The organism is Vibrio sp. V42_P2S4T144, assembly GCF_009904715.1.
Taxonomy (GTDB): domain Bacteria; phylum Pseudomonadota; class Gammaproteobacteria; order Enterobacterales; family Vibrionaceae; genus Vibrio; species Vibrio alginolyticus.
In genome coordinates, this window is sequence record NZ_WXWS01000606.1 from 1 (window position 1) to 12,283 (window position 12,283).

Here is a 12,283-nt window from a genome sequence, read left to right on the forward strand (position 1 = left end):
CAATTTATACAATATACATTTTTGGCATCTTTCAGGATGAAAAGAGTGAGACAAGGATGAAATTACCTAAGTTGCTTTTATTAGCGTCGATGATGAGTCCAATACTGGCAACATCAAGCTATGCCGCGCCGTATCCCGCAGGTGTGACCCTCGATGAGACACAAGAAATTACGCTAAACAATGGAGCTGAAGTTACTTCTATTGATCCAGCCAAGCAAGCCGCAGAGCCCGCTTTTAATCTCGGTCGAGACCTGTTTGAAGGTCTGGTCATTCAAGATAAGCAAGGTAAAACCATTCCTGGTGTTGCTGAGTCTTGGTCAGTCAATGACAACAATACGGTTTATACCTTCCACTTACGTGATGCAAAATGGTCAAATGGCGAAACGGTCACTGCACAAGATTTTGTCTACAGCTGGCAACGCTTACTGAATCCAAGCACTGCTTCACCCTACGCTTGGTTTGCGGCCATTCCAAATATCGAAAACTCGCAAGCGATTATGAAGGGCGAAGCCGAGCCTGAGTCTTTGGGCGTGAAGGCGCTGGATGAAAAAACATTCCAGGTAACACTCGAAGAGCCTATTCCCTTCTTTACGAAACTATTAAGTCATCCAGTGCTTGCCCCCGTTCACAAAGCGACCGTTAAAAAACATGGCAACCGTTGGACCCAGCCTGAGCATATCGTTACAAATGGTGCGTTTACTGTCTCTGAATGGAAAGTTAACGAAAAACTGGTGATGGTTAAAAATCCACATTATTGGGACGCAAGCAATGTAGTGCTGGAAAAAGTCACTTGGCTACCAATTGGTGATGCAAACGTAGTGCTAAACCGCTACCTAGCTGGTGAGATAGACCAAGCGGTTTCCATTCCTGCCGCTCAGAAGAAAAAGTTAATTCAACAACGCCCACAAGAGGTGGCAAGCACCAGTGCGTCTCTTGGCTCCACATTCTATTACCTCAACACTCAACAAGGGCCAACAAAAGACGTTCGGGTTCGTAAAGCCCTCTCATATGCCATTGACCGTCAACTGTTAACGAGTGCTATTTTGAGAAACGGTGGGGTTCCAATGTATACCCTTGTGCCACCTCAAACAGATGGTTTTAAATCTCACACTCCTGAGTTCGCAACTTGGAACCGCCATAAACGTATCGAAAAAGCGCAGCAATTACTGTCAGAAGCTGGATACGATAAAAGCAATCCGCTTAAGTTAACGTTTACCGTACCAACTTTCTCGATGGACGTAAAAATGGCAACCACCATGGCAGGCATGTGGAAAAGCCGATTGGGTGCGCAAGTCACGATAAAACAGCTAGAACCGAAAGTGTTCTACGCACTTAAAGAGCCGACCGACATTACTCGCGGCGGCTGGACGGCCGACTACAATGAAGCCTCTACATGGTTGGATATCTTCGTTTCTAGTGGTGAGTACAACGATTCTCGTTATAACAACCCGCAATACGACGAGTTAATGGCTCGCTCAAAGACCATGAGCAACCCATCAGAACTGTATTTACAAGCAGAAAGCATGCTGATTGAAGACATGGCCATTATTCCTATTTATCGTCCGGGTAACGATCAATACCTCATCAAGCCTTACGTGGGCGGCTACGAACTGACAAACCCTGAGTCGTCGTACTACCGCAAGAATGTCTATGTAACAGCCCACTAAAAGCATGTTTTCGGTCTGAGTCGGCAAGTTCAATGTTTACTTGCCGTTCCTCATATCTCTCGGTGGAGAAGGCAACCTGAGCTCAGACCATTTTTTTATTCATAACCCTTCGAAGTGATTTCGGATGACCAAAGGATGATGGATCATGATTTGGTACATTGTTAAGCGATTAGCTATCGCTATCCCCACGCTTCTATTCATCGCACTCGTATCATTTTGGCTGATGCACATTGCACCAGGGGGGCCATTTGATATGGAACGGCCTATGCCAGAGGTGGTACGTGCGAATATCGAAGCAAAATTCCATTTGGACCAGCCCTTCCTTACTCAGTTTTGGATTTACATTGGTAATTTCATACAAGGAGATCTCGGTCCGAGCTTCGTTTATCAAGACTTCAGTGTTACACAGCTCGTCGCACAATCATGGCCAGTTTCAGCAGTATTAGGCGTGCTCTCCTTTTGTATTTCCGTTCCACTTGGCATGTTGCTTGGCACCATTGCGGCATTGAACCGAAATAGCCGCCTAGATTACGGCCTGATGACACTTTCGATGACTGGAGTTGTGGTTCCGGCTTTCGTGCTTGCTCCAGTTTTAGTCATGATCTTCGCTATTCAGCTCGGCTGGTTCCCTGCTGGTGGTTGGGAAGGAGGAAAGCTGGCTTTTCTTGTTCTTCCCGTGCTCAGCCTAGCGATTGGCTCCATTGCGAGTATTGCACGCGTCATGCGTGGCGCAATGATTGAAACGCTCAACCAACCATACATTCGAACGGCAAAAGCCAAAGGTTTGTCCACAACCTACATTTTATTCCATCACGCTTTGCGACCATCCCTGATTCCCGTCGTTGCGATGCTCGGCCCTGCGTTTGTGTCTGTCGTGACAGGCTCGGTAATTATCGACATTTTCTTTGGTACAGGTGGCATGGGACAACACTTTGTGTCTGGGGCTCTCAACCGCGACTACGGCCTAGTAATGGGCATTACTCTGATTGTCGCTTCACTCACTATCTTCTTTAACCTTGTGGTCGACTTGCTATATACGATTATCGACCCTCGTATACGCGTTTAGGAGTCCGGCATGTTAACGATAAAAAAACTGGATACACAAGCTCTTCAAGATCAAGTCGTCGACAATATTGAAGCCGTCGAAGGTCGCAGTCTTTGGCAGGATGCATGGACTCGATTTCGTAAAAACAGAGCCGCGATGACATCAGTGTATGTTTTGGCGTTCATTACCTTATGCATCACCTTCGGCCCCTCTCTTGCCGCTTTTGGCCATGATGAAATTGACTGGGAAGTGCTCATCGATCCATACGAGCTAGGGAAACCTTCACTGAGCAGTGGCCATTACTTTGGTACCGATGATCTCGGGCAAGATGTCTTTGCTCGCACGATGCAAGGCGGCAGGCTCTCTATTTTGGTGGGTTTTGTCGGCGCCTTAGTCGCCGTTGTTATTGGTACGATTTGGGGAAGTATTTCCGGCTATCTTGGCGGCGTTGTCGATAGCGTAATGATGCGCATTATTGAGGTGCTCGATTCGGTGCCATTTATGTTTATGGTTATCCTGTTTGTTACCCTTTTTGGCAACAACATCTACCTGATTTTTATCGTGATCGGAATGGTATCTTGGCTGGGCATTGCCCGTGTTGTACGTGGTGTCACCTTCGGTCTAAAAAAGCGAGAGTTCATCGAAGCCGCACACTCTATTGGGGTTTCTAAATTGACAATTGTCCGACGCCATGTTCTGCCTAATGTTCTTGGGATCGTGATGGTTTATTCCTCCTTAATGGTACCAGGATTCATTATGTTCGAATCGTTTTTAAGCTTCTTAGGGCTTGGTGTTCAACCACCAGACACGAGCTGGGGGATCCTGATTTCCGAAGGCGCAAAAACAATTGACGTTGCATTGTGGATGCTGCTTTTTCCCTCTCTGTTTTTAGTTGCCACCCTCTTTTGTTTTAACTTCATCGGCGATGGCTTGCGTGATGCTCTTGACCCGAAAGACCGATAAGGACAAACCCATGCTATCTATTGAAAACATGAACGTGCGCTTCGATACGCCAGATGGGCAAGTGCAAGCGGTCAGTAATCTCTCCTACTCGATTAAAGCGGGCGAAACTCTTGGGATTGTTGGGGAATCAGGTTCGGGAAAAAGCCAGTCTGTTTTCGCATTAATGGGGTTAACCGCGGATAACGGCGCCGTGTCTGGAAGCGCAATGTTCCACGGTGATGATTTACTCGCGATGTCTAAAAAGCAGCTCAACCGCATCCGTGCAGAGAAAATCGGAATGATCTTTCAAGATCCGATGACGTCACTCAACCCATTTATGAAAATTGGCAAACAGCTTTGTGAAGTTCTCATGATTCATAAAGGAATGACCCGAAAACAAGCAAAAATTGAATCGATTCACATGTTGGATGCGGTGCGTATTCCCTCTCCCGAAACTAGGATGAATCAATACCCTCACGAATTATCTGGCGGAATGCGTCAGCGAATCATGATAGCGATGGCCTTGTTGTGTAAGCCCGAGTTGTTAATTGCAGACGAACCAACCACCGCGTTAGATGTAACCGTTCAAGCTCAAATTTTGACGCTATTACGAGACTTACAACAAGAGTTCAATACGGCTATTTTACTGATCACTCACGATATGGGCGTCGTCGCCGAGATGTGTGATCGCGTATTGGTCATGTATGGTGGTCAAAAAATGGAGCAATCAGATACCGAGACATTGTTCGCTCAACCTGCGCACCCCTACACTCAAGGCCTGCTAAAGGCGATTCCTTCCATCACTGAAGATATGCCGCGTTTACCAACCATCCCAGGTAACCCACCAAGTGCGTTGATTAACCATCAAGGGTGTCCGTTTAGAGAGCGGTGCGAGCATCGAGAGACGCGTTGCCAATACGAAACCCCACGGTTTTCTCCATTAAACACGAGCCAGTCCATTGCCTGTCACGTTAAAGCACCCAGTGTTATCACTCCCATTCAAATAAAAGCTTAAGGAGGCGTTATGAATAAAAAAGAAGTCCTCATGTCTGCTCGTGATTTAAACGTCCACTTTCCTGTTTCACGTCATCTTATTACAAGTCGACGTAAAATCGTGAAAGCGGTCAATGGTATCGACTTAGATGTTTACCGAGGTGAGACACTTGGCATTGTGGGGGAATCAGGCTGCGGAAAATCAACACTTGCACGCGCCTTACTTCGCTTAATTGAACCTACACATGGCGAGTTGACTTGGAAAGGTCAAGACATGCTCGGGTTTAGTAAAAAAGAGCTTTCCTCTCGACGCAGAGAATTTCAGATGGTGTTTCAAGACCCATCCGCTTGTTTGAATCCGAGGTTAACCATCTCAGAATGCATCGCCGAACCACTGCTCACCCACGAGCCAAAGCTTAAACGGGCAGAGGTAGAAAAGCGTGTCATCGCTATGATGGATAAAGTGGGTCTCTTGGCGAGCCAGCGAAACCGCTATCCACATGAGTTTTCCGGAGGTCAATGCCAGCGTGTGGGCATTGCCAGAGCATTAATTCTCAATCCAGATTTGGTCGTGTGTGATGAACCCGTTAGTGCGCTAGACGTCTCCATACAAGCTCAGGTCATCAATCTTCTAGATGATCTTAAACAAGAAATGGGGTTAACACTGGTGATGATTGCGCATGACTTAAGCGTGGTGCGCCATATCAGCGACCGCGTTATGGTGATGTATCTTGGTAAACCTATGGAAGTAGGACGTTACGATAAAGTATTTGATGATGCACAACACCCCTACACCAAAGCACTGTTATCTGCTGTCCCGATAGCTAATCCGCAATTAGCACGTGACCGTGAAATACAACTATTGCCCGGCGACCTTCCTTCTCCACTTAATCCACCGAGCGGTTGCGTTTTTCGTACTCGATGCCCAGAAGCCACCGAAGTATGCGGGCAACAGAACCCAATAAAAACAGGCTCGGAGCAGCATCATATCTATTGCTCAAATATGACTTTAGGAACCATTTAATGAACAATACTAACTCAGTAAACCAACGCCTTACGTTATTGCGTGAGGCAATGTCCTTTCACAACGTGTCTGCATATATCGTGACCAACAATGACCCACATAACAGTGAATACTCAGCGGTTCATTGGTTAGCGCGAAGCTGGATTTCAGGTTTTACCGGCTCAGCAGGCGATGTCGTCATTACCCAACAAGGTGGTGGCCTGTGGACTGATGGTCGTTACTATATTCAAGCTGAAGAACAGTTACACGGCACAGGACTTGAACTGTTTAAAGCCAAACAACTAGAAACACCGACAATTGCCAAATGGCTGGCTACCACGCTCCCAGAAAACAGTATTGTCGCGGTTGACGGGCGCGCCATCAGTTACGCTTTTTATCAAGGCCTCAAACAAGCCTTTGAAACGAAAAACATTAAGATCATTGTCGACCTGGATTTACTCACACCGATTTGGCTTGAAAGACCACCTCGCCCAAGTGCACCCGTATTCGAGCACCCCACCGCTTTTGCTGGCGTTGACACAGAAAATAAGTTAGCGAGAATCCGTTCTTGGTTAACCGAGAACCAAGTAGATAGCTTATTAGTGTCAACGCTAGATGATGTCATGTGGACAATGAATATTCGAGGTGGTGATACGAATTACTGCCCAGTTTCTGAAGCCTATCTAATCGTAGAGCAATCACTTGCGACACTGTTTATTGATAAGGCCAAACTGCCTCAAGACGTTGAAAGAGCACTGACCGAGCAGAGTGTACACATTCGCCATTACAACTACGTAAGTCAGTATTTGAATCAGCAATGTGAGGGATTATCGCTCGCTTTTAGCCCGACCCACACAGCCAGCTTATTGGTGAGTTCGATTGAACGGAATGTGAATCTAAAGCCAATGGCTTGCCCTGTAACGGCAATGAAGGCCATAAAAAATGCGACCGAGCTAACTAGCCTAGAACAGGCATTAACAGACGATGGTGTGGCAATCGTAAGGTTTATGAACTGGCTAGAAGAGCAAGTTCCAAGCGGACTCGTTACAGAATTATCTGCTGAGGCACAACTGAATCACTATCGCCGTCAAACCCGACATTATGTAAGTGACAGTTTCCGCACTATCGCAGGCTTCGCGGCTCACGGGGCAAAAATGCATTATGCCGCCGATGAAGAAAGCAATGCGGCAGTCAATGAAAGCAACTTCTTTCTCGTCGATTCTGGTGGCCAATACCTTGGCGGGACAACAGACATCACCCGTACTTTCCACTTCGGGTCACCGACCATTAAGCAGCGCAAAGATTATACCTTGGTGCTCAAAGCGGTCATCCGACTGACTCAGACTCGATTCATGAAAGGCTCTACGGGTGCCAATCTTGATATCATGGCGCGTGGCGTCTTATGGCAACATGGTATTGATTACAAGTGCGGCACTGGACACGGCGTGGGCATTTGCTTGAATGTTCACGAAGGGCCACAAAATTTCTCGCAAAGCCACCACGAGGTTGAACTAAAACCGGGTATGGTCATTACCAATGAACCAGGCGTTTATCGCGAAGGTGAGTACGGGGTAAGAATAGAGAACATTCTTAAAGTTGTAGAAGTAGAACAAAATGAGTTCGGCACGTTCTACGGTTTTGAGACCATCACTCTTGCTCCAATTGCGACCAACGCCCTTGATTTATCAATGCTAGATCAAGCAGAGCTAGACTGGCTCAATCATTACCATTCACGAGTCTATCAAGCACTTAGCCCTTTTCTTGATACGCAAGATAAAAACTGGCTTCAACGCACAACCCAACTTATTGAGAAATAGGATATCAGCAAGCTTTATAACGTTTTCATTTTCATCTCAAACTCCTTGTTTGCCAGCCTTCGGGCTGGTTTTTTTTATAGAGATAACGGCGTGAAAAACAAAAACGCCCCGCAATGTTAGCGAGGCGATCAATTAAATTAAAATGATGCAGTTAAAATGCCCTACTGACGACACTTCTGAGCATCAAAATCAACGACGATGGCGGCATTCTCAAAGTCACCAGAGACTTTAACGTAGCCCCAGTAGTTACTCTGATTTGACAACGTAATACACTCTCCATTACCAATATTATCTGACCACCCGTGACGATTAGTATCATCCGGCCAACCAGAGTTACTGTATTCAAGCTTTAGGTTGCCCGTACCATTCCCCGTCGTTATCGCCAGATTTGAGCTCTCATTCACCGCTAGCACGCTTAGCCAAATGGTTTGTTGATTTGCCAAGCAAACGGGCTCTCCTGCTGTTAGGCGCCCACCGCTTACTTTACTTTGCACCGCGCAGTCTTGTGGCAATGTGTCATTACCGCCCAACGTTGAGATAACAACACTATGAGTGGCGGTTGCCGTCAAGCCTTCACTGTCTGTCACACTTAGACTGACCGAATACTCCCCTTCACTCCCATATTGGTGCGTCGGCTTGGTTTGTGTACTTGTCGAGCCATCACCGAAGTCCCATAAGACGCTGACGATCTTCCCGTTTGGGTCTGTACTGTTTTCACTGCTAAATGTAATGCTTTCACCGACTTTCCCCTTGTTGTTTGCGGTTATGACTGCATTAGGTGCACCATTTGAGACAAGGGCTTGCTGCCACTGCTCAAACTCACTTTGATATAAATTCGCCCATTGGGTGATCGTTGCCTTGTAATTGCTCCAATTCCCTTGGCGTGTTTCCACCAGCATTTGGTTTACGTCATCTTTATGATTTTCAAACATAAAACGTACAGCTAAGTACCCCCAACGATAAATTCGATCGACATCAAACCCATCATAAGTAGTCTCGAAAATCTCACTTAAGGTATATGTCGAGCCGTCTAAAATCGTCTCAAGTGCTGCTTGGTTGTCATTTTCTTGAGCGACATACTCTGCAATGCCTTCACTCCACCACACTATTTTTTCAGTTGGATGACTAAACCCTCCATAGAGATCAAATCGACCATCTAAGTAATGCACGTATTCGTGCTCTAGGTTCCAGACAAAGTGATCCGCGTTCGCATAAGAGGCTTCATAAGCAATAAAGTTGGGAATATTCCCCGGCTGGGAAGGGTCGCCCTCCAAGTACATACCGCCATTGTCAGTACTAATATCGAAAATTGGCCCTGCGTACTTACCATAATCAGTGCTTGAATCGAAGATATTGACTTGGAGCTGAGTGTTGTGGTCATCTTTTACTGGCTGTTCACCCGTTTCTAAAGACTGATGAAAGTAACCCTCTTCGTAACCCATTTTAGAACATGCGGCCGCGTGTTGCTCTTGCGTCATATTCTGGGACAATATTCGAATTGTCGGACTACAGGTATAAGTTTGCGATAGCACCAAGCCTTTTAGCTCAGTTTCGAAATTACAAATTCCGAACTCACTACAATCTGCGTAATATGAGGCGGTGTCCGCCGCCGCAAGCCAAACCGCGTCACCCCGACCATACATTTCATACTGTTCAAAGATTCGACTCAGCTGACTCTTCACAACAGAACTCGCGTTACCCGTATACTTGGTCAGACGCCCGAGCTCTCGCCCCGCATTCGCGGCCATAAACTCATCTTCAGCACCGATTGATGACGCCCTCAGAGCAAAATCGCCTAAAGCTTTGGCAAGGTCTGTTTGGTTACCAATTACTTGCACAAATTGCTCGTTCCACTGCCCACCAAACAAAATAGTGAAAACACCATTAACCGCATTGCGCATATACCAGTGCTGGGCGTATTGATCATTCCAACGTGTAAGCCACTGGGTCACTTGCGGTAAGTACGCGTGCTGCAAGCCCGCACTATCCATAGTGATGATGACTTCACTAAGCACTTTGCCGTGACGGTCGCTGTTCTCGTAGAAATTTGCGTTGTTAACAAACGCATCCACGGATTCTTTCACCGCTGGGGTGACCCATTCAATAAATGAGATGTTGTCATTGTAAAACTCGGCGTAATAACCTGCGCGTAAGTATAAGAACAACGTTTCTAGTTCATCGCTCCCGCCACCTGTATACCCCTTCGCCAATGTCGTAGTACGCTTCGCAATGTTGTACATATGATCGGAGCTAAATACCGACTCTTGAATCCGACTTTCAGCAGAGAATAGCTGGTTCACACACGTCGCGCCCTGACTTAAAATTTCGCCGATCAATTGGTTACTGCTTTCGGTAACCAATGCTTCCAAATCACAAGCAGTGCTCGACTCATCAAGGCTTTCAAGTGACTGTACTCGAGTTGCCTTGGAGGGCTGAATAGGGAGAGTTGCGGTTGGTTGGTATTCAACTCGATTGGATTCAACACCGTGTGTATGAGCCGAATGTGCATGTTGCTCTGTAACTAGAGAAACTGGCTCGCTTAACGCAAATACGCCAGTGCTGGTTAATGTTGTCGCAATCGCGACACTCAAAGTCTTCAGTTCCATCTAATTTCTTCTATATTGAGTTTTCCTTAGATGCATTACGTCTTTTGCATCGCCACTGCCCTTATTACTGCAAGAGCATCTCCATATAATCTACTCGCAAGACAAGAAGAAACATTTTGTTAACAACTAGATGTGGCGGTATCAGTTTTTGGTACTCGAGTTGCCGTTGCACGGGCTTGCCAGAAATCGATTTGCTTTAATAATATTGATCAACTAGTTGTTTATCTTTCCATTCAAATATCTTTTATTGCTCCTCACAAAAGCTATAAAATGGTTTCTTTTCTTTTTGCTAAACAACTCCTATGACCGACGCTGATATTGAGCTACAACACCTTTGGTTAGAAGTGCAAGCCGAACGCTGGCAAAACCTGCCACGCTTTTTATTCAGTTACTACTGCTACAAGCACAACCTTGTCAGTAAAACCAACAAAGTTTGCTGGGAGACGGCACGTGCAAGACTGCCCGCTTCAACATCAATAAAAGAGCGAAAAAAGGCGGTGGTTGAACCGTTAGTCTCTGAGGAAACCGTCGTTGGGTTATTGAAATCCATCAGCAAAGATGGGGAAATGACGTTTAACGTGATGGTAACCACACTTAATGCGTTTTTGCACTATGTTGTGATTAGCAAGGAAGAGAAAGCCCGACTTAAACCAAACATGCCAGCTAGTTGGTATCAGCGATCAAACAAGTCGCCTTTGGCACGTTTCGAGCAGGCTGGCATTAATCTACAGGAGTGACATGTCAGTCATCGCTGATGATAAACACAAAAGACAAGCGCCTACAATGAGGCGCATTTGATCAAAAATTGAGGTGCCCCTAAACAAAAGTGCAAAGTGACCAACAAAGCAAAAGTTTGGTTATTCTTGAATGCCTCGAATGCGTACATTACGTCTACGTAAAACTTCTAATGTCACGAGCAAACACACCGACATAAAAATCAACAACGTAGCGACCGCCAATATGGTCGGACTAATTTGCTCTCGAATTCCTGACCACATCTGCCTCGGAACGGTTTTTTGTTCTGCCCCAGTCAGGAATAACGCCACCACAACCTCGTCGAACGATGTGCCAAAGGCAAACAAGCCGCCAGAAATCATCCCCGGACGAATCAGCGGAAAGGTAATGTGTCTGAAAGTATAAACAGGGTTTGCGCCTAAGCTAGCCGCCGCTTTTACCAGGCTATGATCAAAGCCGCTTAAGGTCGCAGTAACGGTAATGACAACAAAAGGCGTACCTAACGCGGCGTGTGCCAAAATGACGCCTAGATAAGTTTGTGATAAGCCAAGACGTGTGTAGAAAAAGTACATCGCAGCAGCAGAGATAATGACTGGTACGATCATGGGTGAGATCAACAGCGCCATAATCGTATTGCGAAAAGGCAAGTTACTACTGGCTAAACCCAACGCCGCCAGAGTTCCTAGCCCTGTTGCAACGAGTGTCGCCATAAAAGCAATAAACGTGCTGTTTTTCAGCGCCAACAGCCACTGATCACTAGTAAACATTTCTTGATACCAGCGAGTAGAATACGCTGCCGAGTCAAGGTTTAACATCCCCTCGGTAAAAGTAAAGTAAGGCGTTGCATTAAACGATAACGGGATGATGGTCAGAATTGGAGCGATTAAAAAGAACAGCACCACCCCACAAAAAGCTAAGTAACCTGCGTAAGCAACTCGCTCTACTTTTGATGCATAGTTTGGTAATGCCATGGTTATCCCCCTACCTTAAGGTTGCTAATGCCAACCACACGGTTGAACATATAAAACAGAACCAGTACAACGAACAAAAGCAGTCCACCCAATGCGCCAGCCATCCCCCAGTTCAGTGATGTCTGCATATGATAGGCAATCATATTGGAGATCATCTGTCCGTTTCTTCCACCAACCAAAGCGGGCGTAATGTAGAAGCCAATAGAAAGAATGAAAGTAAGCAAGGCCCCCGCACCTATCCCCGGTAACGTAAGCGGCATATAAACTTTGATGAACGCAATGAAAGGCGTCGCGCCTAGAGAACGAGCGGCACGGAAATAAGTTGGGCTAATTCCTTTCATTACGCTATACAGAGGCAGGATCATAAAAGGCAACAGAATGTGCACCATAGACACCACCGTTCCGAAGGTATTGTGAATCATCTGAATTCGCTCAGAAGTAAAACCCGACCAAATAAGGAGATCATTAATGACCCCTTGGTTTTGCAGCAGAACAATCCAAGAC

The 12,283-nt window shown here is 46.2% G+C and carries 10 protein-coding genes; 7 read left to right on the plus strand and 3 right to left on the minus strand.

Annotated elements, in window-relative coordinates; all coding sequences use genetic code 11:
• Nucleotides 1-56: 56 nt before the first annotated feature.
• From CAG68_RS19835 to CAG68_RS19860, 6 genes are all read left to right on the plus strand, one after another.
• On the plus strand, nucleotides 57-1,667 hold the full coding sequence (locus CAG68_RS19835) for a peptide ABC transporter substrate-binding protein (protein WP_161441560.1): 1,611 nt from the start codon (nucleotides 57-59) through the stop codon (nucleotides 1,665-1,667).
• A 145-nt stretch (nucleotides 1,668-1,812) separates the two neighbouring features.
• On the plus strand, nucleotides 1,813-2,733 hold the full coding sequence (gene oppB, locus CAG68_RS19840) for an oligopeptide ABC transporter permease OppB (RefSeq protein WP_005377838.1): 921 nt from the start codon (nucleotides 1,813-1,815) through the stop codon (nucleotides 2,731-2,733).
• A 9-nt stretch (nucleotides 2,734-2,742) separates the two neighbouring features.
• Nucleotides 2,743-3,675: an ABC transporter permease subunit gene (locus tag CAG68_RS19845; protein ID WP_005377839.1), complete on the plus strand. Its 933-nt coding sequence runs from the start codon at nucleotides 2,743-2,745 to the stop codon at nucleotides 3,673-3,675.
• A gap of 10 nt (nucleotides 3,676-3,685) precedes the next feature.
• The gene (locus CAG68_RS19850; protein ID WP_031781271.1) at nucleotides 3,686-4,669 is read left to right on the plus strand and encodes an ABC transporter ATP-binding protein; all 984 of its coding nucleotides are present in this window, start codon (nucleotides 3,686-3,688) and stop codon (nucleotides 4,667-4,669) included.
• 9 nt (nucleotides 4,670-4,678) lie between these two features.
• Nucleotides 4,679-5,671 carry an ABC transporter ATP-binding protein gene (locus tag CAG68_RS19855; protein WP_054730121.1) on the plus strand — a complete coding sequence of 331 codons (993 nt, stop codon included), beginning with the start codon at nucleotides 4,679-4,681 and terminating at the stop codon, nucleotides 5,669-5,671.
• Nucleotides 5,671-7,467, plus strand: coding sequence for an aminopeptidase P family protein (locus CAG68_RS19860; RefSeq protein WP_086046694.1), 1,797 nt, complete (start codon nucleotides 5,671-5,673; stop codon nucleotides 7,465-7,467). Before CAG68_RS19855 ends, CAG68_RS19860 begins: the two co-directional genes overlap by 1 nt.
• Nucleotides 7,468-7,628: 161 nt before the next feature.
• On the opposite strand, the gene CAG68_RS19865 is transcribed toward CAG68_RS19860, so the two are convergent.
• A complete protein-coding gene (locus CAG68_RS19865) occupies nucleotides 7,629-10,073 on the minus strand; it encodes a collagenase (RefSeq protein ID WP_086046693.1) in 2,445 nt (814 codons plus the stop codon).
• A 302-nt stretch (nucleotides 10,074-10,375) separates the two neighbouring features.
• On the opposite strand from CAG68_RS19865, the gene CAG68_RS19870 reads away from it, so the two are divergent.
• Nucleotides 10,376-10,810: a hypothetical protein gene (locus CAG68_RS19870; RefSeq protein WP_042521922.1), complete on the plus strand. Its 435-nt coding sequence runs from the start codon at nucleotides 10,376-10,378 to the stop codon at nucleotides 10,808-10,810.
• 120 nt (nucleotides 10,811-10,930) lie between these two features.
• On the opposite strand, the gene CAG68_RS19875 is transcribed toward CAG68_RS19870, so the two are convergent.
• Nucleotides 10,931-11,779 carry an ABC transporter permease gene (locus tag CAG68_RS19875; RefSeq protein ID WP_006741629.1) on the minus strand — a complete coding sequence of 283 codons (849 nt, stop codon included), beginning with the start codon at nucleotides 11,777-11,779 and terminating at the stop codon, nucleotides 10,931-10,933.
• Nucleotides 11,780-11,781: 2 nt separating this feature from the next.
• The coding region (locus tag CAG68_RS19880; RefSeq protein WP_161441561.1) for an ABC transporter permease subunit at nucleotides 11,782-12,283 on the minus strand (502 nt) is incomplete at its 5' end.